At 42.5% G+C, this 25,811-nt stretch carries 16 protein-coding genes, 3 pseudogenes and 1 riboswitch; of the genes and pseudogenes, 3 read left to right on the top strand and 16 right to left on the bottom strand.

The window, feature by feature from the left end; all coding sequences use genetic code 11:
- From ACFSN5_RS07220 to ACFSN5_RS07235, 4 genes are read right to left on the bottom strand one after another with little or no spacing between them, the layout of a single operon-like run.
- Nucleotides 1-840, bottom strand: a complete 840-nt coding sequence (locus ACFSN5_RS07220; protein WP_165329124.1) for a TraX family protein — start codon at nucleotides 838-840, stop codon at nucleotides 1-3.
- 42 nt (nucleotides 841-882) lie between these two features.
- Complete coding sequence (locus ACFSN5_RS07225) at nucleotides 883-1,629, bottom strand: lantibiotic immunity ABC transporter MutG family permease subunit (protein WP_165329125.1); 747 nt, start codon at nucleotides 1,627-1,629, stop codon at nucleotides 883-885.
- Entirely contained in the window at nucleotides 1,629-2,378 is a 750-nt protein-coding gene (locus ACFSN5_RS07230; RefSeq protein ID WP_165329126.1) for a lantibiotic immunity ABC transporter MutE/EpiE family permease subunit, read from the bottom strand. Before ACFSN5_RS07230 ends, ACFSN5_RS07225 begins: the two co-directional genes overlap by 1 nt.
- Nucleotide 2,379: 1 nt before the next feature.
- Complete coding sequence (locus ACFSN5_RS07235) at nucleotides 2,380-3,081, bottom strand: lantibiotic protection ABC transporter ATP-binding protein (protein ID WP_165329127.1); 702 nt, start codon at nucleotides 3,079-3,081, stop codon at nucleotides 2,380-2,382.
- Between the two features lie 633 nt (nucleotides 3,082-3,714).
- On the opposite strand from ACFSN5_RS07235, the pseudogene ACFSN5_RS07240 reads away from it, so the two are divergent.
- Nucleotides 3,715-4,008 (top strand): annotated as a pseudogene (locus tag ACFSN5_RS07240) (transposase); the annotation flags it as partial.
- A 51-nt stretch (nucleotides 4,009-4,059) separates the two neighbouring features.
- Here ACFSN5_RS07240 and ACFSN5_RS07245 read toward each other — a convergent pair.
- The 7 genes from ACFSN5_RS07245 to ACFSN5_RS07275 all read right to left on the bottom strand — a co-directional run bounded on the left by ACFSN5_RS07245 (nucleotide 4,060) and on the right by ACFSN5_RS07275 (nucleotide 14,723).
- Nucleotides 4,060-4,311: a hypothetical protein gene (locus ACFSN5_RS07245; protein ID WP_165210543.1), complete on the bottom strand. Its 252-nt coding sequence runs from the start codon at nucleotides 4,309-4,311 to the stop codon at nucleotides 4,060-4,062.
- A gap of 1,125 nt (nucleotides 4,312-5,436) precedes the next feature.
- Nucleotides 5,437-6,993, bottom strand: coding sequence for a DEAD/DEAH box helicase (locus ACFSN5_RS07250; protein WP_165329487.1), 1,557 nt, complete (start codon nucleotides 6,991-6,993; stop codon nucleotides 5,437-5,439).
- Nucleotides 6,994-7,518: 525 nt separating this feature from the next.
- Entirely contained in the window at nucleotides 7,519-7,914 is a 396-nt protein-coding gene (locus ACFSN5_RS07255; RefSeq protein WP_241154268.1) for a hypothetical protein, read from the bottom strand.
- 4 nt (nucleotides 7,915-7,918) lie between these two features.
- The gene (locus tag ACFSN5_RS07260) at nucleotides 7,919-8,347 is read right to left on the bottom strand and encodes a MarR family winged helix-turn-helix transcriptional regulator (protein ID WP_165329488.1); all 429 of its coding nucleotides are present in this window, start codon (nucleotides 8,345-8,347) and stop codon (nucleotides 7,919-7,921) included.
- Between the two features lie 436 nt (nucleotides 8,348-8,783).
- A complete protein-coding gene (locus ACFSN5_RS07265; RefSeq protein WP_165329489.1) occupies nucleotides 8,784-9,143 on the bottom strand; it encodes a rhodanese-like domain-containing protein in 360 nt (119 codons plus the stop codon).
- Complete coding sequence (locus tag ACFSN5_RS07270; RefSeq protein ID WP_398601180.1) at nucleotides 9,109-9,516, bottom strand: MarR family winged helix-turn-helix transcriptional regulator; 408 nt, start codon at nucleotides 9,514-9,516, stop codon at nucleotides 9,109-9,111. Before ACFSN5_RS07270 ends, ACFSN5_RS07265 begins: the two co-directional genes overlap by 35 nt.
- 485 nt (nucleotides 9,517-10,001) lie before the next feature.
- Complete coding sequence (locus ACFSN5_RS07275) at nucleotides 10,002-14,723, bottom strand: antigen I/II family LPXTG-anchored adhesin (protein WP_165329491.1); 4,722 nt, start codon at nucleotides 14,721-14,723, stop codon at nucleotides 10,002-10,004.
- A 381-nt stretch (nucleotides 14,724-15,104) separates the two neighbouring features.
- Nucleotides 15,105-15,252, top strand: a riboswitch (TPP riboswitch).
- Nucleotides 15,253-15,337: 85 nt separating this feature from the next.
- Here ACFSN5_RS07275 and thiT point away from each other — a divergent pair.
- Nucleotides 15,338-15,910: an energy-coupled thiamine transporter ThiT gene (gene thiT / locus ACFSN5_RS07280; RefSeq protein ID WP_004227545.1), complete on the top strand. Its 573-nt coding sequence runs from the start codon at nucleotides 15,338-15,340 to the stop codon at nucleotides 15,908-15,910.
- A 181-nt stretch (nucleotides 15,911-16,091) separates the two neighbouring features.
- Here the strand turns inward: thiT and ACFSN5_RS07285 are convergent, their stop codons facing one another.
- The 3 genes and pseudogenes from ACFSN5_RS07285 to ACFSN5_RS07295 all read right to left on the bottom strand — a co-directional run bounded on the left by ACFSN5_RS07285 (nucleotide 16,092) and on the right by ACFSN5_RS07295 (nucleotide 22,792).
- Nucleotides 16,092-19,898 (bottom strand): antigen I/II family LPXTG-anchored adhesin, encoded by a 3,807-nt coding sequence (locus tag ACFSN5_RS07285; protein ID WP_398601183.1) that lies wholly within the window; start codon nucleotides 19,896-19,898, stop codon nucleotides 16,092-16,094.
- A pseudogene (locus tag ACFSN5_RS07290) lies at nucleotides 19,878-21,359 on the bottom strand (putative cross-wall-targeting lipoprotein signal domain-containing proteiin); the annotation flags it as partial. The pseudogene ACFSN5_RS07290 and the gene ACFSN5_RS07285, both read right to left, overlap by 21 nt.
- An 881-nt stretch (nucleotides 21,360-22,240) precedes the next feature.
- On the bottom strand, nucleotides 22,241-22,792 hold the full coding sequence (locus ACFSN5_RS07295) for a DUF3267 domain-containing protein (protein ID WP_165329493.1): 552 nt from the start codon (nucleotides 22,790-22,792) through the stop codon (nucleotides 22,241-22,243).
- A gap of 538 nt (nucleotides 22,793-23,330) precedes the next feature.
- On the opposite strand from ACFSN5_RS07295, the pseudogene ACFSN5_RS07300 reads away from it, so the two are divergent.
- Nucleotides 23,331-23,562 (top strand): annotated as a pseudogene (locus ACFSN5_RS07300) (IS3 family transposase); the annotation flags it as partial.
- 135 nt (nucleotides 23,563-23,697) lie between these two features.
- Here the strand turns inward: ACFSN5_RS07300 and ACFSN5_RS07305 are convergent.
- Both ACFSN5_RS07305 and ACFSN5_RS07310 read right to left on the bottom strand, forming a co-directional pair.
- Nucleotides 23,698-24,873 (bottom strand): pyridoxal phosphate-dependent aminotransferase, encoded by a 1,176-nt coding sequence (locus tag ACFSN5_RS07305; RefSeq protein ID WP_165210042.1) that lies wholly within the window; start codon nucleotides 24,871-24,873, stop codon nucleotides 23,698-23,700.
- A 10-nt stretch (nucleotides 24,874-24,883) separates the two neighbouring features.
- Nucleotides 24,884-25,666 carry a carbon-nitrogen family hydrolase gene (locus ACFSN5_RS07310; RefSeq protein WP_165210040.1) on the bottom strand — a complete coding sequence of 261 codons (783 nt, stop codon included), beginning with the start codon at nucleotides 25,664-25,666 and terminating at the stop codon, nucleotides 24,884-24,886.
- Nucleotides 25,667-25,811 lie beyond the last annotated feature (145 nt).

The raw sequence follows: 25,811 nt of genomic DNA on the forward strand, positions 1-25,811 counted from the left end.
TCATCCGTAAAGCAAGACTGACAAGCCGTAGAGCAAGTAAATATGCAGCGGATAGAAAATATAAAAGAGATGTTTACTACCCTTGCCTCGTTGCCCATTGTACATAAGCATGAGCGGAGCTGCAAAGATTTCCATCCACTCAAAATAAAGAAATAAAAATGTGTGAAGCGTCAACGGAGCACCTACAAGGAAACCACGACCTAAATTAACTATTAGAGACACAATGACAAAGGCAAGAACTTCCCTTTTGAGTGTTTTTCGGCAGAGATACATGGCAATGCCTACAATCAAAGTCTCTGTTCCACCATCCATAATGGAAAAATGCAGCGGCAAGATTGTGAAATTGAGTAAGTTAATAACGAACATGCCCAGTTGATTACCAGAACCCATAAAAATACGGTAGAAAGGCATGAAAAGAAAGGGCAGAAGAATCGGAAAAAGAAGGGTCAGAATGCCTCGAAGGTACTTCTTCTCCTCAATCCAAGCAATCCCCTGCAAAGCAACCAGCAAAATGGCAAAGGAAGACAGCATCATATTATGCGGAAAGAAGCCATCTCCCCGTACCAAAGGGTGCAGCACATTAGAAAAGCCAAACTGGATAGCTCCCATGGCAATAGCCAAACCGTAAATCTTCAGGAAGTATTTCTTGCGGTCATGCGTATGGATAAACCCTTCAATAATCGCAAATAAGAATAAAGGCGCTGATAATCTCCCTAGCTGACTGAACCACAGGGGAATCTTTCCTGTATAGTCAAAAAAGTAGTGAATATGGTCTAGCAGCATGAGCACCAAGGCGATGTATTTGAGCTGAAAGCCTGTCAGCTTTTTAAGTTTTTCCATAAATAAGTCAATTTCCTTTCGTTAGTAAATCAATAGGCAATCCTACTCCCCATCATTTCTTCCTTGCCATCGGTCAAACCAAAGAAGACTGAGAAATAAACCAAGCAAGGTCATTGGAAAGGCCACTTCCAGCCATAGGAGAAGCTGCTGGGCAAAGACAGGATTTTTATCTGGGTATTGCAGCATATTAAACCAAGTCACCATCAACCGTGCTGGCCAAGCACAAGGAACAAATTGCCAAATGCCATCACCTAAGCCTGTTAGAAGCAAGGCTGAAACTAGGACTTCAAAAATCCCTAAGCCAATCGTTGCACCACTGCCAAATAAAAAAGCGATTAACAAATGAAGCAAATACAAGATAACTGTTGATGTCAATAAAAAAAGACCCACATAACCATAAAAAGCAAGATAAGGAACATCTGCATTAGAGCGATATAAGAGGCCAAAGATGACCAATGCTAAACAGATAGCAACAAGTTCCATTACGATAAGACTGACAAACTTTACAAAATAGAGGATTTTTCGTTGACTACTTGCTAAGACAGTCTGAAAATGGCCAGCTTCCGCCTCTAATTCAACGGCTTTGCTACAAATAACAGCAATGACTAACGGAAAAGCAATTCCCAGCATCTGTAAATAACCACTCGTAATATTTGCCCAAGAATAAGCAGGTGTCACCACACCAAAGACAGCCGTTAAAACAGCGATACCAGTTGGTAAAAGTACATGTATCCAAGGCAAAAAGGTATGATTATATTTTAAAAACTCTGCCCAAATCAATTTAACCATTACTTAACCTCCTGTTTTTCAAACCAAAGAGCCGTTAGCCAGATCAGCCCTGCAAAAAGGACAAGCGCCAGAGTTAAGCTGAGCATAACAGACCAGTTGCTAGTTGCTAATAGCGGTGCCGCAGCTTCTGAACCAGCTTTCAGTCCATTAGGATATATTTTCATAATGGGGATCATCAATCGTATCCCCCAAGCATAAGGACACAGTAACCAATAAGCAGTTGTCGAAAAAGCAACTCCTAAGATAATATTAGCTGTGAAATTGACTAACAAGGTGACAATTAAGCCTAATTTCTTTGCCAGCCATAAACAAAACGGGAGCTGCCAAAGCACACTGAGCAATAAAGCCATAGAAGCAAGGAGCATTTGGCCAATAGGATAAGTTTCTCCAGCGTTAGGAAAAACAAAATATTTCAACAAGATTAAAACAAAACAATGCAAGAAACTGCTCAGAGTCAAGTAATAAGCCAAAGTCATAATCTTACACGTCCAAAATTTTCTTAAGGAAATTGGCAAAGGAAATACAGCCCGATAACGTAATTTTTTTTCTTCATAAGTATTTACTAAAGCGGCAAATAAAGTCAACAGGCCTGGCGAAATCATGACATACCACCAATTATAAGCATTCGTAATCAAATACTGAGGCACCATAAAACCGTGTATAATCACTAATATAGGAGCAAAAACCAACAACTTCTTTGCCATTGTCCGCTTCAGTTTTAACCTTTCTGCCTGAAACATTCCCAGCATCTCACTCACCTCCTCGATACTTCATGACAACATCGGTAAAGAGCTTTTCCAAATTTTCACCGTGATGAATCTTATCTTGATAGCCAAGCACACCATTGGCAATAATCCCGATATGATCTGCTGTCATCTGAATTTCAGATAAGATATGACTGGAAATAATAACTGTAATCCCTTGTTCAGGAAAAGAACGAATAAGCTCACGCAGTTCCTGAATACCAATAGGATCAAGTCCATTGGTCGGCTCGTCTAAAATCAAGAGCTTAGGATGGTTAAGCAGAGCAATCGCAATACCCAATCGCTGTTTCATTCCCACGGAAAACTGACCAGATTTTTTTTGACCTGTATTAGTTAAGTCAACAATCTTTAAGACTTCATCAATCCGACTATCTGGTAGTCCTAACATCAAAGTTCTTACCTTTAGATTTTCACGCGCTGTCAGGTTTTCATAAAGCGGCGGTGATTCAATCAGAGCCCCGATATTTTCTAAATCCTTGCGGCTCCAATCATGTCCGTCAATCAAAATCTGGCCAGATGTCTTTCTCAGCATTCCTGTAACCATCTTTAAAGTTGTTGATTTGCCAGAACCATTGGGACCTAGCAGACCATAAATCGACTGCCGTTCAACTTTCAAGTTCAGCTGATTAACCGCTGTCTGATTACCAAACTGTTTGGTTAAATTTTTCGTTTCTAGCATATAATCCATTATGCTCTCCTCCTTATATAAGATACAAAGGGCGTCCGTGGATAAAGTCAAAATAGGGGGGACGACGACGAATCACCGAAGATTCGAAGCAACTTTATCTTTTTCCACAGAGTCGTAGGCGTGTTTAATTGACAAAGTATCGCTAAGACCTTAGGTCTTGTCTTGCTCTACTACACAAACTACTATAATGGTTTGCTATGCCAATTACTAACTTCGAACCTTCGGTATGATCGAACGTAGGTTCGAAGTGTCGCAATTCTCAAGATACAGTACAGCAGAGACTTGATAACAAATACCAATCATGGCTACCTCTCCCATTAATTTAGTAAAATCGACCATCCAAATGCCGTGGCGCAAAGGGCATCACGAATAACGTTAAAATAGGCGGTAGATCCAAAATCTGTGATTTCAAAGATGTATGAAGACTTTCACAGATAAAAGCAAAGAAAGTCCCCGTCTGCTACGCTAAGGAGAGATTGAAGCAACCCTTTTTCAATACAGTTTTTAACGACGCTTTTACCTCGGATTCCATCGCCTATATTAGTTATAAAGTAAAAATTTAAGGACTTTATCAGGAAAAATATTTTTATTTCCAAATCTTATAAAAACCTCCTATGCTCCAGCACAATTTTTATTAATTATGCAAATAAAACTGCTTTGAGCATCTTTATACGCTACAAAGGCTACAATATCACCAATGCCATGGAAATGCCTTATTCTAACGCTAAGTTAGAAACAACCAACAAACTTATCAAAGACATTAAGCGCAATGCTTTTGGGTATCAGAACTTTGACAACTTTAAAAAATGCATTTTCCTCTCTTTGAACAACAGTAAAACGATCTGGGAAAGGATCGTTTTAGCTGGTCTCCTAAAAATTCAAAAGAAACAAAAAGAGAAGACAAAATTTGTCTCCTCTCGCACTTAGCTATAAGTCACCCGCTACAGTTGACAATGAGCCTTTATACATGAATATCGTTTACTGGCTACGACTAAGGGTGAATTCTCCATGGTAGCCGGCTTCCTTGGACATGTTATCGGCTGTGAAATCTTGATCTGGTTGGACCTGCCAGAAGACAGGCTTAATGGTATCACCATTGACAGATACTCCATAGCCAAACTTGACTTGGCCACCAGTGCCACCGAGTTCAGCGCCCGGTAACAAGTAGTGAGCCTGATCCGCAGGACTGATATCTTGGTAGAGATATAGGCCAGGTGAAATTTCTTTCAAACTGCCAACTGTAAAACTGAGAGCAGTTTGGTCAATCGTCACATCAATCTGGCCATTTTCCTGAAAGGTCATAGTAACGGCATAATTGCTGACAGGAGTCTGACCCTGCCAGGTACCGACTAGGTCACCGGAAATAATCTGATCCGAAGATTGGGTATCTGTCTTTCCATTGCTAGCAGAACCTGTAGAACTTGAAACTGACTGATTCTTACTATCGGATTTCTTGGAAAGATGACTAGATGATTGGGCAGTTTTGACTTCCTTAGCTGTCTGATCACTTCTTCCCTTTTGGCCAGTAAAGATAGAAACAGCCAAAGCTATTAGAACAAGACCTACTAGACCAGCAATCCACTTCCAGAGACTTTTCCTTTCTTTAGGATGGTGTCTATCTTGACGACTTGGCATGAGAACCACCTCCTTCTTTTTGACTAAGGCATCTATCCTTGAGAGTTTATAACTTCCTTACGCTTACATTATATTCATTTGCAGATAATTATGAAAGCCTTTTCTTTATTCTTTGTTAAATTTAATTTTTCTTAAAATTAGTTATCTTTTGAAAGAAAAAAGGAGTCTGGGACAAAAGTCCAGACTCCTTAGCATTGTTCTAGATTTACTATATTGACGCAGTGGTTGGGAGTAAGACTTGTTGGCTATGCCAAGAAGTCTTACCCCTGCACAGTTCATTAGGTGCTTTAGTACCAATGAACCACTGCTGATTGGCAGTCCTTATCCCTTTCGTAGCAAGGGGTAGCGGTCAACCTGTACTAATGTGATGAACTTTGTTCATCTTATCTCCAACCTCCAAAGGTCCCCCGGACCTTTGGAGCTGTGCGGAGGTGGGTTAAAAAGCTCTGGTAGAGCTTTTTTATCGGGAAATAAAGCTTGCAAAACAAGTGTCAAAATGCTCCAGCGGACTTTGGCAGTCTGGGAATAGACTGCCAAAGCCTGCCACCTAAAAACAGGAGAGTGGCAGAGCTCTGAGCCTTAAAATAAGAGAGCGAAGAAAATCAAAATCGTGATTTTATCACGATTTACGATTTTTATACGTAATCTTCAGAGATTACAATGCTTTGTGGGTGATTGCACAACAATCATCGCGGTTTGTCTCACTCTCTTCTTTACTTATTAGCGGTCACCCTTATTGCGGATAACGAAGCCATTTTTCTTTTCACTTGATGTGCGATGCGGCCGTTTGTTGTCCTTTTTATCAAAATCTTTAAAGTTCTTATTAGACTTGCGTTTAAATTCACGACGGCTATTGCCAGTGTTGTCACGGCGGTAGCGATCGCGGCTACCACGACGCTTGTTACTGCGGCCGCCTTTGCCATGATTAGACCCTGAGGGTTTAAATGGCAGCGGTCTTTCACGGCTGATTTCTACCTCTGGCATCGTTTCTGGATCTTGTACCGTTAAGGACAGGATATAGAGGGCCAGTTCTTCTGGTGAAAATTCAGCAGCCAGTTTGACCGCATCTCCTTTAAATTTATCAAAGTTAGAGCGGATGCTATCATCGGCAAAGTCACGCTCAATCTTCTTGAGAGCAACCTGTTTCTTAGCTTGAAAGGCTTCGTCTGCAGTTGCCGGTTTAAGGCCCTTCATGCGCTTTTTGGTTAGATTTTCAATGATAGAAAGGTAACCCATTTCATTAGGTGAGACAAAAGTGATGGATTGACCTGATTTACCTGCACGGCCAGTTCGCCCGATGCGGTGGACATAGCTCTCGGGATCTTGCGGAATATCGTAGTTGTAGACATGGGTCACGCCTGAAATATCGAGTCCACGTGCAGCTACATCGGTCGCTACTAGAATATCTAGATTATCATTTTTAAAGTCGCGGATGACTCGCAAACGCTTGTTTTGATCCAAATCTCCATGGATACCTTCTGCCCGGTAGCCTCGCAGTTTGAGACCGCGAGTCAATTCATCTACCCGCCGTTTAGTCCGACCAAAGACAATAGATAGCTCAGGCTGTTCGACATCAATCAAACGAGTCATGGTATCAAATTTTTCCCGCTCTTTAACGCGAACGTAGAACTGCTCAACCATATCGCTGGTTAGTTCCTTAGCTGCAATTTTGACATGCTCAGGATCTTTCATAAACTTCACACCAATACGTTTAATCGCATCTGGCATGGTAGCCGAGAAGAGCAGGGTTTGGCGTTCGTTTGGCACATGGCTGATGATGGCTTCAATATCTTCCAAAAAGCCCATATTAAGCATTTCATCGGCTTCGTCAAGAATTAAGGTCTCAACTGTATTGAGCTTAAGAGCTCGACGTTTGATCAAGTCCAGCAGACGCCCTGGTGTACCAACTACGATATGGGCACCTGAACGCAGAGCCTTAATTTGCTTTTCAATGCTTGACCCACCGTAAACTGAGCGAACCTTGACACCCTTTTCGCGGCCAAAACGGAAGAGCTCTTCCTGACTTTGAACGGCCAATTCCCGTGTTGGCGCAATAACTAAAGCTTGAATGACATTATTAGCAGTGTCAATCTTATTTAAGGTTGGCAGGCCGAAAGCTGCCGTTTTACCAGTCCCTGTCTGCGCTTGGCCGATAACATCTTTGCCTTCAAGAGCCAAGGGAATAGTCATCTCCTGAATAGGAGAGGGTTCAACGAAACCTGCTTTTTCAACAGCCTGCAGAATATTTTCTGCTAAGTTTAATTCTGTAAATTTCAATAGTATTCTTCTTTCTAAAAGGCAGTGCGAGGCTGCCTTATAAAGCCTATAATCGTGTGCAATTGTGCAACCTATTCAGTATAACACGTTATGAATGAAAATGGTAGCTTAATCTTTTAATTTAGCATTATTTTTAACATGGTTAATTCCCAGAATACGTCCTAGCTAGTTGTAAAACCAGACATTAGTCTAAGGCAGAAAATTGATTATAGGATATCTCAAACCTAGGAGCTTTTGTATACTTATTTATAAAACACTTAGTTCTGAGAAAAGCAATGGTACTAGCTTTTTAGTAAAAAACAGAACCTAGTCTGAGACTAACTTCTGTATGATTTCATGCAGTTTTTTTCAAAAGGTCCTCAGGACTTAATCTGTGAATTCAGCTATTAAATTGTTTTAATAAGCCTACTTCTTTTAAAAAATAGACAGTCAAGTGGGTGAATAACGTCTTGCCTAGTACAAAAAAGACATATCAGGTGCTTATAAAGGTTAAAAAGAGAGTAAAACTTCTTATTTAAAGGCAGATTAGCTGCTTAGGGGTGGAAAAAGACTAGCACCAGAATGCCTATTCCTAAAATAAAAGCAAATTTTGCAGGCGGATACTGCTTCCCATAATACAGCGTCTGCACCAAGGTCATGACTAGCATCCCCAGACCGAATAAATAAATAATATAAAACTAATCCCACAGATGTCAAATGAACTAGGAGAAGCAAAGTCCCTGCCAAAGCTATCAGTCCTAGTACAAAAGAAGCTGTTATTTTTAAAAGCCAAGCCTTCTGACTGGCGGATTTAGGCAGGTCTCCGTGAAACACTTGAGCATATTGAAAATCCCTTTTCTCAAAAAATCTTAGCAAAAAAATAAGATTAGCCACTATTTCAATTGAACCAAAAGAACCCATTATTAGCTTTGTTAACATCATACTTCTACCTCGCTTTCAGCAAATTTTTTATGACAAGGTTTAGGCTATTAACAAATTGCTGTTGCTCGTCTTTTGAGAATCCTTTCAGCGCCTGTCTATTTGTCTGATTAACTAAGGCGACAATGTTTTCAACCAACTCAAGTGCTGACGGTGTTATTGAAACAACATAACTTCTGCGATCTTGGGGCGACAGTGTTTTTTCGACAAACTGTTTAGCGATTAATTTATCAAGCACAGCGCCGCAATTGGCACGATCGGTTCCAGTCAAATCTGCCAATTCCGCTTGTGATATATGACTGTGTTCAGATAGTATTTTTAAAACTGCCCATTGTGACGTTGTCAGATGGTACTGCTTAAGCTCTTGATCAAGCCTTCTCTTTATCAAACGTGCGCTGTAATTTAGCAAAAAGCCCAACGATTCATGTAACTCCATCAGTTCCCCTTTTAAAATAATATGTACACCAACTATTTGTATACATATTATACAAAGGTTTAGTCTAAGTATCAAGAAAAAAAGTTTGAAGATCCGAAAACTCCCCTCATAGTGAACAGTGAAATTTTTAATTTTTTCACTGTTCACTATGAGGGGAGTATATCAAATTGCTGCAAACTCTTTTTTTATATTAGACTTGTTCGAAAACTAAGGCATTTATAATTGATAATGCCACAAATCAACTCAGCTTAACTATTTAAATATTCTGAGTAAAGTTTTAGGGCTTTTTGTTTTTGTATACGATTTTCATGAGTTTGGCATACTAGTTTTGGTTACTGAACAAGTCTATTGTTTTAACCAATTAGCGCAGTGCTTGATTTGGCAGACAAGATGGCATCAATCTCTCCATGGCTGATTGCTGATTGGCCCTTAAAGATTAGTGAACTTCTTCAATTGGCAGATTCATACCCTTCCATCCTTCAAGAGCTCCTGAGAGCTCGTAGGCTTCAAAACCAGCGGATAACAGTATGAAGAGTGCTTGCTTGCCTAAGGTTGTTCCGCTGTTCCAATCATAGACAACATAGATTTTCTCTTTGTCTAACTGCTCAAGCTCATTAGCTAAGTCCTTAGCAGGTATCGCCAAAGCGCCCTTAATCTGGTCTTTTTTGACAGCAGCTGGTGCATTGCGGACATCCAAGATCACATAAGGTGACTCGTCTCTTTCCATGGCCTTCAATACGTCAAAATGGTTAATATACAGGCTAAGGTAGGTTTCTAGTAATTCCAGTTTTGTCATGGTTATTCTCCTTTATTTGTTCAGCGATTTCTAAGATAATAGTTTTTTGACTGTCAGGTAAGTCTCTGATCACTTGTTGTTCGGCGGCTTTGAGTTTAGGCCACATATTTTTGACTAACCCTTCTCCTTCTAACGTTAATGTAAGGACATTCTGTCTTCTGTCCTCAGGATTTTTTTCGCGATGAACCAGTCCTTTCCTCTCAAGTTCGTCAATCAGCTGCCCAATACTTGTGCGGTCAATACTGAGCTTCTCCCCAATTTTCAGCTGAGTCAGCTGAGGATAATTATAAACAGCCAGAAGGACTCCGTAATATCTGGAATCCCTATATTTCAATCCCACTGCTTCTAATTGCCGACTGAAACACCGATCCATCTCTTGGCCAATTTTACTGATAGCAAATCCCCACGATTCTTCAACCTTCAAAAATAATCACCCTTTCTGATTATCAGATAAACTGATTATATCTAATGCGATAACTTTTGTCAAGAATAGATCCTAAAATTTTACAAAGATCCACAAATAAGATATTGATAGTGGATTATACATGTACCTTGTAAAATGATGTGCTGTAAAGATAGACCTCTGCCACTTCAAAAGTACTTCTTAACCTTAATGTGCTGGCTAGCAGTGATTAGTTTTAAAGCCCTATGCTATGCATAACGAGCTTTTGATTTCAAATGCTCATAAGGTATGTCATCTGCTAGCTTCTAGTACTCGCATATAAAATCTAAGAACATAAAAAATAAACACAAGCAAGTCCAAAATGGCAGACGCCAAAAGTAAGACTTACTTGTGTTTTTACTTAAGATATAGAAGATTTCTAACAGAGTTTATTACTAAAAGCTCTTCCAATTCTTTTAGTTTTCTTCTTTTTTACGGCGTTGACTGCCTAGTAAACCAAGACCGGCCAGAATCGCACTCACGCCTAAGAGTGGCAGATAAGCACTGTCCTTGCTGCCAGTCTGCGGCAGAAGGCTGGCTTTTGCTGGCTGCGGTGCCGCATCCTCAAAGTGATAGGTCACCGTTAGCGGCATCCGGTCGCGATTTGGTGCCGGCGGCGTAGGATCAGCTGGATCCTCCGGCGTTGTCGTCTTAACCGTATTGGAACTGTAGGTCACACCGTTAATCGTATTGATATAGGTGTTCTCAAAGGTGCCGACAGCTATCCGTTTCATCTGAATATAGCTTTCGGCTTGGAAACTAGAGTTCAGCGAAACCGAACGCAAGAAGGCTTCCTGGAATCTGATGACAATGAGCCCCTCAGCTTCATTGACGTCTGCCGTCGTATAACCAGTCATATCCGTTCCCGCTGCGATTACAGTCCCATCATTAAGGGTGATGTCAGACTTGGCGTAAACCTTATACTGTCCGGTGTACTGATCGCCTGTCTGGTCATAGTCATCGTAGAAGTTGTACTCAAACAGCTCATCTGAGCGGTTGCCTGGGATGATCCCACCGATCAAACGGTAGTTGAAGACTTGATTAAGCGCTACGGTCTGACCGTCGATATTAGACGTATCGGCGGGATCTAGGGTCAGGGTCACGTCCTTCTTAGGATCCACCTTAGGCACGTTATTGACCACAATATTGGATTCATAGCCATTGCCAAAATCAATTTGGTAGGCCTTGTTCGCATAAGAACCGCCAGTCTTGCCCATCTCGGCTTTAACGGTCATTGGAGTGACAATAGTCAGATTAATTCCTTTAACCACATAGGCTTCATAGAAGGCCTGCGGATTATCGGCTGTGAAGAGCTGGAAGGCGCCTTTTGGTGTGATGTTAGCCTTTTGGAGCATGGTCCGAACGTCCTCTGGGGCCGCCTCAAGGCTGGCATAATCAGTGATACTGATCCCTTCAACGGCTTTGCCATTAGCGTCGACGATTTTAACGCGGTCTGACTTCAGATCCAGCGCTTCTTCTGGGTAATCATCCAGATAGAAGAAGCCTTTTTGGATAGTATCTGGGGAAGACTTATCGCCCTTGTATTGATCCAGATCCCACGTCAATTCATAGTAATTGATGGTTCCAGCTAGGACGGTCTTGCCATCAATGACGATACCCTTTTCATTTTTATTGACCTTGTGCGGTTTGATATAGTTGTTCCCTGGATTATCTGGGTCTTCTGGTTTACCTGGGGTGGTTACCCGAACGATATTGGATTTAACCCCATAAGCGTCATTCACTGTTAGGGTGAAGTTATTCTTGTAGACAGCCCCGTCGTTCATGACCTGACCGACAATGGTTGGGACTGGGGCGGTGATGCCCTTGGTGAAGTCCCGATTGAGCAGATCCAGTGTTTCAGCTGTGGCCGTAAAGGTCACCGTATGCGTCGCTTGATCATAGGTAACATCAAAGTCTGGGCTGGCCACCTTGGTCGCTTCCAGATTGAACTGATAGCCACTTGGAAGAGGGTCGACCAAGACGAAGGAGGTGGTTTCCTCACGGTTGGCCGGCAACTCAGCCGTTCTCAGTTGGAACTTGACCACTGACTGCTTAGCGACCAGGGTCTTGTCGATATCGACTCCTATGTTATTGGTAATACCCTTGTTAACCTGAGGCTGGATAGCGTATCTTGCATAGTGGTAACGAACCGTTGGAACAGCGGGTGCTCCAGGGAAGCGTTTTAGAATCGGTGGCGTTGGAGGCGTTGGCTCCGGTTCATAGTTAGGTTCCTGCGGTTTGTTTGGTTCTGGCTGATCCGGTGTACGGGTCGGTGGTGTTGGCTCCGGCTCGTAGTTAGGTTCTACCGGTGCCGGTTCGGATGGCTTTTCTACTTCGTAGTTAGGCTCCTGTGGTTTATTAGGTTCCGGCTGATCCGGCGTACGAGTTGGCGGTGTTGGCTCTGGATCGTACTTGGGTTCCACCGGTGCTGGCTCTGATGGCTTTTCGACCTCGTAGTTTGGCTCTTGTGGTTTATTAGGTTCTGGCTGATCCGGCGTACGAGTCGGCGGCGTTGGCTCTGGATCGTACTTGGGTTCTACCGGTGCTGGCTCTAAGTCCTTTTCGACTTCATACTTAGGTTCTTCTGGCTTGGTAGGTTCTACTGGTGGTTCTGGATTTTCCTTGGTCACTTTAGGCACATTTACCGCACGAATTCTACCATTGAGAGAATACCAAATATTTGGCCGTTTACCTTCCGCATTGTCTTTACCTGGAACAATCGGCATTTCAGAAAGCGGCATAACATTTGTTGCCGAAGTGGCACCTAGGGTAATGCTGTTATTTGGGCCGGACATCCTGATAGCCCCTGCACCATACCAAGAATTTGGTGCATCGGATGAATCCCAACCTGAGTTTGGCTGACTATTCTTATACATAGTCCAACGGGCACCACCTTCACCCTGTTTAAAGTTAAGCGTGTCCGTAGCATAAATCTGACCGTTTTTCTCACCGATAGATGAACCGGCAATCTTAACGAAGGTACCAGTATAGTCCTTAGCCATCTCGATAGAGTTATGCTCACGGTTTAATGATGCTACCGATAAAAGCGCATTATCAAAGTCAATCGGATTGCCATCTTCATCGTAGAAGGTGAATTCATTTTTAATAAAGATAGATGTATCTTTTTCTGTATTTCCAGTGAAAGCAGACGCAAATACCCCTAGAGTTGGATCGGTAAAGATCCCCAGCCAGACCTTACCTTCTGGATTCTGGAATTTTGAATCTGGATCAACAGTATACTTAAAGACAATCTTGGAAATCTTTTTACCATTGTAGTAAGAGTTTTCTAAATTTGTATAAGTAGCTGTAGCACTTTGTCCGCGTTCTAAAAGGACAGAAGCCCACTTAGCTTCACCTGTGTTACTTACAGTTGTCGTCCAATCTGACTTATCGCCAATATTACCAAAGAGCTCCATTGAAGAAGAGACATCATCAGCTTGTTGTAAATTACTGATGTCCAAATCATCCATCTGAAGTACTTTCTGATCATACTTAGCTTTTGAAGTGCTCTTGCTAAAAGCATCATCCATAGCTGATGCTTTTAAAAACTGACCTTCGGTTGTCAACGCCAATTGAGCATTTGGTTCAAGGTCATAGACCAAGCTTTGGGCAGATGGTTCTGTCAAGTTACCATCTTCGTTCTTATGCTTCTCAAGTTCTTCCAGAGCTTTTTTAATTCGCTCTTGTTCCTCTTCGTATTCCCGTTTTTTGATAGGATACTCAGCCAAGTCCTTTTGATATTTGGCTAAGTCCTTTTCATATTTAGCTAATTTGGCTTCATAGTCAGCCTTAGCGTCAGCATTGCGCTGTTTAATAGCAGCGTTTTCCGCTGCAATCTCAGCATTCTTAGCTTGGTTGTCCTTAACAGCTTGATCATAAGCGGCCTTAGCATCAGCGTTAGCTTTTTGCACGCGAGCCAATTCAGTTTCGTAGGCTAATTTTTTAGCTTGATAGTCGGCTTCATTATCTTTGTTCTTTTGTTGGACATCTGCTAGATCTGTTTCATATTGCCTCAAGGCAGCTTCGTATTTAGCTTTGGCATCAGCATTGCGCTGTTTAATAGCGGCATTTTCGGCTGCAATCTCAGCATTTTTAGCGTTGTTGTCCTTAACAGCTTGCTCATAGGCTGCCTTGGCATCGGCATTCGCCTTCTGAACGCGGGCTAATTCAGTTTCGTAAGCTAGTTTCTTAGCTTGATAGTCAGCTTCATTATCCTTATTGCCCTGCTGAGCTGCTGCCAAATCGGCTTCATATTGCTTCAAGGCCGCTTCATATTTAGCCTTGGCATCGGCATTGCGCTGCTTAATCGCGGCGTTTTCGGCTGCAATCTCAGCATTCTTAGCGTTATTGTCCTTTACAGCTTGCTCATAGGCTGCCTTGGCATCCCCGTTGGCTTTCCGAACCCGTTCTAATTCAGCTTGGTAGGCTGCAAGTGCAGCCTGATAAGCGGTTTCATTATTTTTATTCGTATTTTGAATAGCTTCCAGATCTTTTTGATACTGAGCCAATTTAGCTTCATAGTCAGACTTGGCAGCAGCATTAGCAGCATTAATCCGCTCAACTTCTTCCTGATGAGCAGCCAAATCTTTATCATATTGCTCTACAGCGGCCTTGTTTTCTGCATCTATTCGCTCAACTTCCGCCTTGTGCTTAGCAATGTCTTCCTTATAAGAGTCGACGGTTGTCTTAATTTCTTCTACTTGCTGGGCATAATCCGCATCAATCTCTGCCTGCTTAGCATCGGCTTGATCTGAAGTCTGAACAGTCCCTGCGTCTACGTTGGCGTCTTCTTGAACCCTCACACCGGCTTGGTAGGCTTCCTTAACCACCTGCTCCAATTCTGGTGATGGGGCTTCTACAACCAGCTTCTCCCCATTGTTCTGGCCGGCTTGGTCCTGACTCTGGCTGGCTTGGTCGCTAGCTGGGCCTTGAGCTTCCGGCAGATTGGTCGCTGGATTGCCTGTTGCTGTCCCGACAACCTCCGTGTCAACACCGCTTGTCGATGTTGTTTCCGATACTTCCTCGGCTGCTGCTCTATAGCCTGTCAGTGACACCAGTGCTGTGGCTCCCAACACAGCACCGCATAGAGACTTCACAACCTTACTTTTTCGAAAACCGTAAACTTGTTTTGCTTTCATTGTTTTCTCCCAATATTTTTCTAAGCAAATAATATTGCCTAGAATATTGTAACATAATTCCCTTGATTAAGAAATATTATTGTCTTGCTACGCCATGGTTTTGAAAAATATATAACATTTTTCTGTTTATTACAGAATGATTATAATTCAGCTTCTAATTCCTCCCTCCTAAAAAACTTAATACGATGCATTTGCTTTATTTAAGCTATTTTTGAAGCATCTGCATATTGTCACTTTGTTTAATGTAGTTTTTTGAATATATATTTATAGGGAAAAGTACTTTGCCAGGTCATTTGCCACTAATTTAGCAGATCTGCTGATGATTTAGGAAATGTAGCAAGAGTAGGAACTTGTTAAATGAGCAGATTTCTGCTATGATGTAGGCGTCACAAGAGGAGCTTTTGCTGAGAATGACCCCCAGTTTTAAGTAAATTCCATAACATTGGAGTTTTGCGTAAAGTCTGGGTGTCTAAACTCTTTGAACCTGAACAAGGTAATGCTTGCGTAAGGGATGTGCAGAAATAAGTGGATTAGTCAAAGTCCTGCTTATCTCAGTTTTGATTGTGGCAAATCAAATCAATTGCCCAGTCAGACTGGGCTAAGGAGGATTTTTTATGCAAAAAACAAATGTTGCTTCGATGGCTGAAATAGCTATCTTTGCTGGTCTGGCCATGGTACTGGATTTCTTTACCCAGCCGATGTCAATCGGTCCTTGGATTTCCTTATCCTTTAAGATGGTCCCTATCTTTTTAATCGCCTTTCGCCGAGGCACCAAGCCTGCTATCGTAGCAGGCTTGATCTGGGGGATCCTGCAAGTTGCGCTTGGTCAGGCAGCTGGGGGTTGGCTCAATCTCTGGCAAGGTTTTTTAGAATACTTCGTTGCCTTTAGTTTGATCGGCTTTGCCGGCATCATCAGGCCTTTATTCAATCAAACTCTTAAAAAAAATCAGCCCTTAAGGAGCTGGGCCATTATGGTTCTTGGGATTTTAATCGGCAGCCTGTCTCGCTATATCATCCATTTTATTGCTGGAATTATTTTCTGGGGAAGCTACGCTCCTAAGGGGCAGTCAGCTCTCGTCTACTCTGCTATTATCAATAGTTCTTCTTGCTTGGGTGAAACCTTAGCCTGCATCATTGCTCTAAGTCTGCTCTTTCCCTTTATTAAACGTTTTCTGCTAATAAATTAAAGAAAAACTTAGGTCCAAAAGGTTTTGATTTCAAGAATCGTCAAGCCCCGTAAAATGGTAAATTAAATAAAAAACGAACAGGATGACTTTCTAAATAATAGAAAACTCATTTTGTTCGTTTTTTCTTCAAAATACAGAAAAAATGAGAAAGGTGTGCTTTCTCATTTTTTTGCAATATATCTTAGTTTTTCTTACGGCGAATGCCAAGCAGACTAAAGCCGGCTGTCAGGCTAACTAATCCTAATAGAGGCATGTAAGCATTGTTAGTATCGCCAGTAGCTGGCAGGTGACCGGTTTGTGGCGGAGCCGGCTGATAAGCCTTTTCCTTAACCGGACGATAGAGGACCGTATGGCTAGTCTTAGGATCTTCTGGCGTCTTAGGCTCCGGTGTGCTGGTGCGAACCGTGTTTGAGCTATAAGTGATGCCATTAACCGTATTAACATAGGTATTTTCAAAGGTTCCAACGGCAATCCGCTTCATTTGCAGATAAACTTCCGCTTGGAAGGCCGAATCAACAGAGACAGACCGTAAGAAGTCTTCCTTAAAGCTGATAAGAATCCGACCATCAGCCTCATCGACTTGGGCTTTAGTATATTGGGTCAGGTCCGTACCTGCCTTGATGACAGTACCATCTTTGAGGGTAAGGTCAACCTTGGCAAAGGCCTTATATTGGCCCGTGTACTTATCACCTGTCTGATCATAATCATCTTCGAAGCTATACTCGAAGAGCTCTTCAGCATGCTTTTGTGGAATGATACCACCAATCAGACGATAATTGAAGGTTTGATTGAGAGCAATCATTTGCCCATCAATATTAGTCAAGTCGGCGGGATCAAGTGTCAGTGTCACATCCTTCTTCGGATCAATCTTAGGGACATTGTTAATCACTGGGTTGGACTCATAGCCGTTACCGAAATCAATTTGATAGGCCCTGTTTTCGTAGCCGCCACCTGTTTTACCCATTGCAGCCTTGACAACCATTGGTGTCACAATGGTCAAGTCTGTTCCGGTAACCACATAAGCATCATAAAAGGCCTGCGGATCATCGGCTGTGAAAAGCTGGAAAGCACCTTTTGGTGCGATATTAGCCTTTTGAAGCATGTTACGAACCACTTCTGGAGCTGCTTCAAGGTTAGCATAATCAGTCACGCTAATACCTGTTACGGTCTTGCCACTAGCATCAGTGATTTTGATTAAATCTGGACGCAGGTCGAGGGCTTCTTCTGGATAATCCTCTAGATAGAAGAATCCTTTTTGAATACTTTCTTTAGCAGAGTTATCACCCTTGTATTGGTCCAAGTCCCAAGTCAATTCATAGTAGTTTATTGAACCAGCTAAGACAGCCTTCCCATCAATCACCACGCCGTTTTCATTTTTATTGACCTTGTGCGGCTTGATATAGTTGTTGTTTGGATGTTTAGGGTCGTTTGGTTTCCCTGGAGTGGTTACCCGAACGATATTTGATTTAATACCATAGGCATCATTGACCGTCAGAGTGAAATTATTGGTATAGATAGCACCATCATTCAGCACCTGGCCAACAATCGTTGGGTAAATGGTCGAAACCGCCTTAGTCAGATCGTTATTGAGATTAGCTAATGTTTCTGAAGTGGCCGTGAAAGTTACTGTATTCGTAGCTTCATCATAGCTAGTGTCAAAGCCAGGACTAGCAACCTTTGTAGCTTCTAAATTAAATTGATAGCCACTTGGCAATGGATCCACCAGAACAAAGGAAGTCGTTTCGGGACGACCAGCTGGTAAATCTGCGGTCAACAATTGGAACTTAACAGTTGATTGCTTAGCTACTAAAGTCTTATCAATATCAAGATTATCGCTATTCTTGATTGTCTTGGTTACACCTGGCTGAATCGCTAATTTGTAGTAGTGATAGCGAACCCTTGGCACGCTGACTGGATCAGGTACCTTCTCATAAACAGGGTCAACAGGTGGGGTTGGCAGAGTTTCATAGTTGGGTTCAGATGGCTTAGTTGGTTCCGGCTGGTCCGGTGTACGAGTTGGCGGCGTTGGCTCCGATTCGTAGTTGGGTTCGACCGGTGCCGGTTTCTGAGGCTGCTCCACTTCATAGTTGGGTTCAGCCGGTTTATTCGGTTCCGGCTGATCCGGCGTACGAGTCGGCGGTGTTGGTTCCGGATCGTACTTGGGTTCGACTGGGGCTGGTTCCTGAGGCTGCTCCACTTCATAGTTGGGTTCAGCCGGTTTATTCGGTTCCGGCTGATCCGGCGTACGAGTCGGCGGCGTTGGCTCCGATTCGTAGTTGGGTTCTACCGGTGCTGGTTCCTGAGGCTGCTCTACTTCATAGTTAGGCTCATCTGGTTTGTTTGGTTCCGGCTGATCCGGCGTACGAGTTGGCGGCGTTGGCTCTGGATCGTAGTTGGGTTTGACTGGGGCCGGTTCTGATGGTTTTTCTACTTCATAGTTAGGCTCATCTGGTTTGTTTGGTTCCGGCTGATCCGGCGTACGAGTCGGCGGTGTTGGCTCTGGATCGTAGTTTGGTTCTACCGGAGCTGGCTCCAAGTCCTTTTCGACCTCGTAAACAGGTTCTGAGGGCTGAGTTGGGGCTACTGGCGGTGTTGGTTCAGATTCCATCGGTTTATTAGGAATGTCCTTTGCCTTTATCTTAGAATCAAAAGCGAACCATATTCCCGAAGCGTTTTCGGCAGAAAGCGTAAATTTAATATCGGGACCAGTTTGTTTACCAACAATAGCTCCATACCAATTCAATGGGGAATCCGAACTATCCCATTCACCGCTTTCAAATCTTGACTGATTGGCCTTAGTATAGTTTGGAGTAGCAGCATATAAGCCATCCCCATTGTCTTTTACAGAAGAGCCGTTTATTTCAATGGCCGTTCCCGTATGATAATTAACCTTTTCAATTGTATTTATACCATTATACTGCGGCCAGCCATGTCCTCTGTTAAGTGAAGAGAAATCTAACAAGGCACCCGTTGCATCGATCTTATTTCCATCTTCATCATAAAACTTAATGTCGACATCAATACTCTGTGAGCCAAAGAACTCAAAATAATATATTGTTTGTGTAGGATCATCATATAGCATCGCAGGTATTTTATCAGCATTAAGACTGGTATCTTTTAACGTATATATGAATTCGGCAGACGCAATCCTTTTACCATTCAACTCTGAATTCTTTAGGTTGCTGTACCGTGCAACAACAGGTTTACCTTTTGGCAAAAATACTCGCTTGCCCGGCCAATCTGCACTATCTTGAATTCCACCCCAAAAGTGGTCATAGGCCACTCGTCTCTTTTCTGTATTAAATGGCGTATCTGCCTTAATATAGTCCATTTTATCTGCTTCGGCATAAAATTCGTCAGCATTATAGACTTTATCTCCCGATGTAATTTCGAGGGTGGCATTTTTTTCTTGCTCAAAAATAAAGGGTTGCGATTCTGGTGATGGTAAATAGCCATCATCATTTTTGTGTTTTTCCAGTTCCGCCAAGGCAGCCTTATAAGTGGCTTGAGCATCTTCATAAGCTTTTAACTTGGTTTGATAGTCAGCTAAATCTTTTTGGTATTGGGTTAAGTCATTTTGATATTGGGCTAATTTAGCTTCGTAATCAGCCTTGGCTTGGGCATTGCGCTGCCTGATAGCGGCATTTTCCGCTGCAATCTCAGCATTCTTTGCTTGGTTGTCCTTAACAGCTTGGTCATAAGCTGCCTTGGCATCGGCATTGGCTTTTTGTACCCGAGCCAATTCAGTTTCGTAGGCTAATTTTTTAGCTTGGTAGTCAGCTTCATTGTCTGCATTGTTCTTTTGAACAGCAGCCAAATCTTTTTGATATTGAGCCAATTTGGCTTCGTAATCAGCCTTGGCTTGAGCATTGCGCTGCCTGATAGCGGCATTTTCCGCTGCAATCTCAGCATTCTTTGCTTGGTTGTCCTTAACAGCTTGGTCATAAGCTGCCTTGGCATCGGCATTGGCTTTTTGTACCCGAGCCAATTCAGTTTCGTAGGCTAATTTTTTAGCTTGGTAGTCAGCTTCATTGTCTGCATTGTTCTTTTGAACAGCAGCCAAATCTTTTTGATATTGAGCCAATTTGGCTTCGTAATCAGCCTTGGCTTGAGCATTGCGCTGCCTGATAGCGGCATTTTCCGCTGCAATCTCAGCATTCTTTGCTTGGTTGTCCTTAACAGCTTGGTCATAAGCTGCCTTGGCATCGGCATTGGCTTTTTGCACCCGAGCCAATTCAGTTTCGTAGGCTAATTGTTTAGCTTGGTAGTCAGCTTCATTGTCTGCATTATTCTTTTGAACAGCAGCCAAATCTTTTTGATATTGGACTAATTTAGCTTCGTAATCAGCCTTGACTTGGGCATTGCGCTGCCTGATAGCAGTATTTGCCGCCTTAATCTCTTCATTCTTGGCGGTGTTAGCAGCGACTGCTTGCTCATAGGCTGTTTTGGCAGCCGCATTAGCCGCTTGCACACGGGCTAGCTCTTGCTCGTAAGCCGCTTTTTTGGCTTGGTAGTCGGCTTCATTAGCCGCATTCCCTGCTTGGACTGCCGCTAGGTCTTTTTGATATTGAGCCATTTTGGCTTCGTAGTCAGCCTTGGCTTGGGCATTGCGCTGCCTGATGGCGACATTTTCTGCAGCGATAGCTGCATTTTGGGTATTATTGGCTGCGACAGCTTCTTCATAAGCCTTCTTGGCAGCTGCATTGGCTTGTTGTACGCGAGCTAACTCTTTTTCATAAGCTTCCTTAGCCGCTGCATAGGCAGCTTGAGTATCTGTATTAATTTGTTGGACAGCTGCCAAATCTTTTTGATATTGAGCTAATTTGGCTTCATAGTCGGCCTTGGCCTGAGCATTTTTATTGGTTATGCGTTCAACTTCAGCCTTGTTAGCGGCTAAAGCCTGTTCATACTGGGCCTTCTTGGCGGCATTTTCTTGATTGATACGATCGGTTTCTGCTTGATTAGCAGCCACATCAGCCTTGTAGGTTTCTGTTGTGGTTTTGATGGCTTCCGCTTGCTTGCTGTAGTCTGCCTTGATTTCACTTGATTTTTCATCTGCTTCTTGGGACGTCCCCACAGTTCCCTTGTCAACGGTTTCATCTTGTGATACTGTTACACCAGCTTCAGTAGCGGATTTCACGGCTTCGTCAAGCTCAGTGGTCGCTACATTGACAGGCATCGAACCAGTCTTTTCTCCCTCCTGAGCCTGACTGGTCTCTGCTTGACTGCTAGAGTCTGCCTGTTTATCAGGCAGGTTGGTTGCGGGATTCCCAGTCTCCGTTCCAACAACTGCTGTTGTATCAATACTTGATGTTGTGCTGTTCATCATATCTTCAGCTAGTACCTTTTGACCTGCTACAGACACAACAATAGCAGTTCCCAACAAGGCACCACAAAGGCTCTTACTGATCTTACTCTTGCGAAAACCAAACGTTTCTTTGCGTTTCATCTCTACTCCTTTTAATCGAATTGTAACATTCTAGTTTTTTTGATGACATTGATGTCATATTACCATTTTATGAGGAACTAAACAAGCTAATTGGCTTTTATTTATTGGCAACTGATCATTTTTAGAAATTTACCAAATTCTAAGTTAGCCTGTCTCTAAAAATATCTTAGAAGATGTGTCATCAAGGAGGTTTTAGAAAGATTGTTAAGTCTGTTTTCAATTACTGTCAGATCTTCAATCGTACTTTTTATACGTAATCTTCAGAGATTACAATGCTTTGTGGGTGAGGGCTAAGCTATCATGGCTGTTTGTCCCCTTAGCTAACCAGTGTCAAATCAAGCATTATGTTTCTTATGAGTCTCTCTTTTACGATAGATGTAAGGATGAGTGCAGTCACTATGAGCAATTCGTTTTTTCAGAATAGGTCACTGCTCATCCTTTCTTCATCCTATCCATTTCAATTTAAATGTGTCATGATTTATCGAGTCAGTTAATAACTTGGAATTCCTGTTTTTGGTAAGTTTGGGAAATTTTTGTCGTTTGTGCAAGCATTTACTTTAATAGTAATTTTCTAGCATAGCAGAAAACTTGATTCATCATATTTTTTCCTCAATTTTCTAGAATAGATTGGACTGTCTCATCAGCTTAGGAACACAGAAAGCAAAAAGACAGCTCATCAAGAACTGCCTTCACATTTTAAACAAATCTGCATGACTGCCTGCATATAAATAAAAAAGCCTCTCATTTCTTTTATTGAAATGATGGTCTTTCTTGCCGTTTCGTTCAATATTGTAACCAAGAGCATTCATTGCTCTAAAACTAAGTTTGGCCTGTGAAAAATTGACTCAAAATATTATTTTAGATTTTCTCTATGCCAATTCTCAAGCCTGATAAAACTTGATTGTCAGCTCTTTAATCTCAATCAAGAGCTGATATTTGCGGTATTTCCAAAAAATAAGGTAGACAAAATAAAAATCTTTAGTGCAGGCTGCCGTATGCAGAACGCTCAAAACGAGATAGGTTAAAGAAGAAAGCCAACCCAGAGCTAAAACGAGGGTTAAAACGAGACTGGTTAGGACAAAAGGAGCCAAATAAACAATCAGCATCTGCCCTTTGGGATAGTAGGAACCTGGACTGGCAGCATTAAAAAAGCCTAGATACCATTTGGAACCGTATTTTACAGGATTATTGGGGTTAAACAACTTTAAATAGAAAGCATGAATCCCCTCGTGAATGACTAACAGGAGGACTAAATCGAAGAGAAAGAAAAAAGGTTCCCACCAGTTGATATAAAAGGAAGAAGTGCCTGTGATAGCGACAGCCAGTCGAGAAAAGAGATAGTAATAAGGGAAACAGAGCAGGAGCCCCAATAGTTTTAAGCAAACGATTAGCCCCTTTCGCTTTAAGATATTTAACTCGGCAATCAATTTCATAATAGGCCTTTCCCCCTGCGCTCTAGTAACTTATCTCCTATCATCGTTATTGTTATTATTGGTTAATATTTTCTGATTTCACTCTCTAATTGTACCATGAGAGATTTAATTTGCCAATGACAGACTGAAAAGATTAGGAGGAACTTTCGAAAATAAATTGAAAAGAAAAGCTGCTTTTTCCTCTATAGGAGGCAGCAGCTAGTGGTAAAGTTCCAATGCTTATTTTTATAAAAACTTGTAGAGACCTTAAAAGCGTTTATGATAATCATCTTGCCAAGATTTCTCCTGTCCGCAAAAATATTAAAAAAAACGTATGGTTAATGACCCAGTCCAAATGCCATAGATTATGCCTAAGAACTAGGTAGAACCAGCTATAGCGAGCAAAAAAATTATAAATCTGATCAGGAATTGTAATATTCGGTCACCATAGAGACATAGAGACCATTGGAAAGTGCCTGATTGGGCAAAAACCAGAACTGCCGATTGTCTTCGATATCATCAAGGATATCAGGATATCCTCAGGCTTTTACCCGATGAAGGCATTCATCTGTCTGTGTCACGTAAGGGAAATAGTCCTGATAATGGTATGATGAAATCTTTCTTCGGTATTCTCAAATCTGAGATGTTCTACGGTTTTGAGAAATCTTATCAAACTTGACGAACTTGAACAAGCTATTACAGACTACATTTTTTACTACACCAACAAGCGATTTAAAATAAAATTCAAAGGACTTAGCCCTGTCCAATACAGAACTAAATCCTTTCGATAATTTCTTATCTAACTTTTTGGGATCAGTACATGATAGGTGCTTAAAAAAACAAGTCTAAAGGAACCCTAATACATGATTTTGATCAGGGTTGCTGGCCCCCAGTGCCCCAGTGGGACAGCTTATACTTTGGTTCGTTTAAAACAAGTCTAGCTGTCCAATACGCTCAACAGCTTGAACCAGCCGGTCTGGCTCAACCAAAAGACCGATTCTGACATAGCCGTCACCTTCCTGACCGAACCCTATTCCTGGGGCAACGGCAACATGGGCTTTCTCTAACAGGAGATCCGCGAAGCTTTGATTATTAAACCCCTCAGGCACAGGCATCCAGGCATAAAAGGACCCCTTAGACGGGAAGGCCTGCCAACCAATCTGGGCAGCTGCTTGGACGAAGGCCTTCCGTCTTTGGTCGTATCTCTGGTTGAGGGCTACAATGGCCTCTTTGGCTCTTGGATCCGATAAGGCCGCCACCCCCGCATCCTGAATGGCAGGAAAGATACTGACAAAGAGGTGATCCTGAATGAGATTGAGGGCCTCAATCATATCTGCATTACCAGCTGCGAAGGCTAAACGCCAGCCAGCCATATTAAAGGTTTTGGAGAAGGTATAGAGCTCAACGCCAACATCCTTAGCACCTGGTGTGGATAGAAAGCTAGGATTTTTATAGCCTTGGTAACCCAGAGCCCCATAAGCAAAATCGCTGACGACACCGACTTCATATTTCTTGGCCCACGCCACCAAGTTTTCATAAAATTCCGGAGTGGCCACAGCGCCTGTTGGATTATTGGGATAGTTAATATAGATGAATTTAGCACGACGAGCAGTCTCCTCGGGAATGGCAGTCAAATCAGGCAGGAAGTCATTTTCTACCAGTAGAGGATAAGTCTCACAATCCACCTGCCCCAAAGCAACCGCTGAGAGATAGTCTGGATAGCCTGGGTCAGGCAAGAGCAAGAGGTCACCAGGATTCATTAAGGCCCAGGGTAATTCGACCAAGCCAATTTTAGATCCTCCTAAAACACAGATTTCTGTTTGGCTGTCTAAATCAACCTGATAATTTGTCTTGTAAAAGTCAGCTGCTGCCTCCTTGAAAGGAGGATTCCCGCGAAAGAGGGAGTATTTATGGGAGGCTGGCTTGGCTGCAGAATCCTGCAAGGCTTTCACAATAAAGTCGTAGGTTGGCTGGTCAGGATTCCCTTGACCGAGGTTGATGACATCAGCCCCTTGAGCAATCTTAGCATTAACCTTGGCCACTAGATCTGCAAAAAATTGTTTGGGTAAGTCTTTTAATAAATCAGATGTTTCAAATTTCATAGCTATCCTCCTAATGATAGAGTTCTGGTCTGCGATCCTCAAAAACTGGAATATTTCCACGGACCTGAGCTATTTGGGCTAAGTTCAAGTCGGCCGTAAAGATCCCTGTCTCATCATCTGGTGCTTGAAGGATGACATTCCCCAGAGGATCAATAACCATGGAATGCCCACTAAAATGATTGTCAGGATCATCTCCTACTCGATTAACCGCCACCACATAGGCCTGATTTTCAACAGCACGGGCTCTTAAGAGAAGCTCCCACTGCTGCACTCGGATTTGAGGCCACTCTGCTACGACGAAGAGAATTTGAGGCCCATCAGACATGAGGGTCCGCAACCATTCAGGAAAACGAATATCATAGCAAATAACAGAAGCTGCTTTAATGCCAGCTACTTCAAAGAGGCTTCGGTCAGATCCTGCTGTCAGATAGCGATCCTCTGCCATCAAACCAAAAAGGTGAGCCTTGTCATAGGTTGTTAAGAGTTGCCCCTCTTTGTTATAGATATAGGTTCGATTGAAAAAATGACTGCCTTCTTTGACAGCCACTGAACCGCCGACAAGAGCTACCTTATTCTCTCTAGCAAACTTACTAAGCAGTTGCTGAGTCTGCCGGCCATCCTTATCAGCCAGCCGGTCTAAATCGGACAAGGCATAGCCTGTATTCCACATTTCAGGTAAAACAATAACATCAGGATTTTCTTGGGCAGCCTGCTCTAGGAGCTCCAAAACCTTCTCGAAATTAGTTTGAGGCTGTCCATATAAAATATCCATTTGAATTAGGGAAATACGCATAAAATACCACCTTTCACGCCGATGTTGCCTATATTTTAACACAATTATTATTATCTGATTATTCTGAACTCAGTAATTCATCGATTTTTTAGCAAAAAAACCAAGTTCGGATAGACTTGGTAGATGACTGGCTAGTTAGACCTGA

The organism is Streptococcus tangpeifui, from assembly GCF_044503215.1.
Classification (GTDB): domain Bacteria; phylum Bacillota; class Bacilli; order Lactobacillales; family Streptococcaceae; genus Streptococcus; species Streptococcus tangpeifui.

What these genes read in the sequence shown, in the direction of transcription:
- ACFSN5_RS07260 (WP_165329488.1), bottom strand. Translation starts at nt 8,347, where the DNA reads ATGGAGTTACATGAATCGTTGGGCTTTTTGCTAAATTACAGCGCACGT.
- thiT (WP_004227545.1), top strand. Translation starts at nt 15,338, where the DNA reads ATGCAAAAAACAAATGTTGCTTCGATGGCTGAAATAGCTATCTTTGCT.
- ACFSN5_RS07230 (WP_165329126.1), bottom strand. Translation starts at nt 2,378, where the DNA reads ATGCTGGGAATGTTTCAGGCAGAAAGGTTAAAACTGAAGCGGACAATG.
- ACFSN5_RS07225 (WP_165329125.1), bottom strand. Translation starts at nt 1,629, where the DNA reads ATGGTTAAATTGATTTGGGCAGAGTTTTTAAAATATAATCATACCTTT.
- ACFSN5_RS07305 (WP_165210042.1), bottom strand. Translation starts at nt 24,873, where the DNA reads ATGAAATTTGAAACATCTGATTTATTAAAAGACTTACCCAAACAATTT.
- ACFSN5_RS07270 (WP_398601180.1), bottom strand. Translation starts at nt 9,516, where the DNA reads ATGGATCGGTGTTTCAGTCGGCAATTAGAAGCAGTGGGATTGAAATAT.
- ACFSN5_RS07235 (WP_165329127.1), bottom strand. Translation starts at nt 3,081, where the DNA reads ATGGATTATATGCTAGAAACGAAAAATTTAACCAAACAGTTTGGTAAT.
- ACFSN5_RS07275 (WP_165329491.1), bottom strand. Translation starts at nt 14,723, where the DNA reads ATGAAAGCAAAACAAGTTTACGGTTTTCGAAAAAGTAAGGTTGTGAAG.
- ACFSN5_RS07255 (WP_241154268.1), bottom strand. Translation starts at nt 7,914, where the DNA reads ATGATGTTAACAAAGCTAATAATGGGTTCTTTTGGTTCAATTGAAATA.
- ACFSN5_RS07310 (WP_165210040.1), bottom strand. Translation starts at nt 25,666, where the DNA reads ATGCGTATTTCCCTAATTCAAATGGATATTTTATATGGACAGCCTCAA.
- ACFSN5_RS07220 (WP_165329124.1), bottom strand. Translation starts at nt 840, where the DNA reads ATGGAAAAACTTAAAAAGCTGACAGGCTTTCAGCTCAAATACATCGCC.
- ACFSN5_RS07295 (WP_165329493.1), bottom strand. Translation starts at nt 22,792, where the DNA reads ATGAAATTGATTGCCGAGTTAAATATCTTAAAGCGAAAGGGGCTAATC.
- ACFSN5_RS07265 (WP_165329489.1), bottom strand. Translation starts at nt 9,143, where the DNA reads ATGACAAAACTGGAATTACTAGAAACCTACCTTAGCCTGTATATTAAC.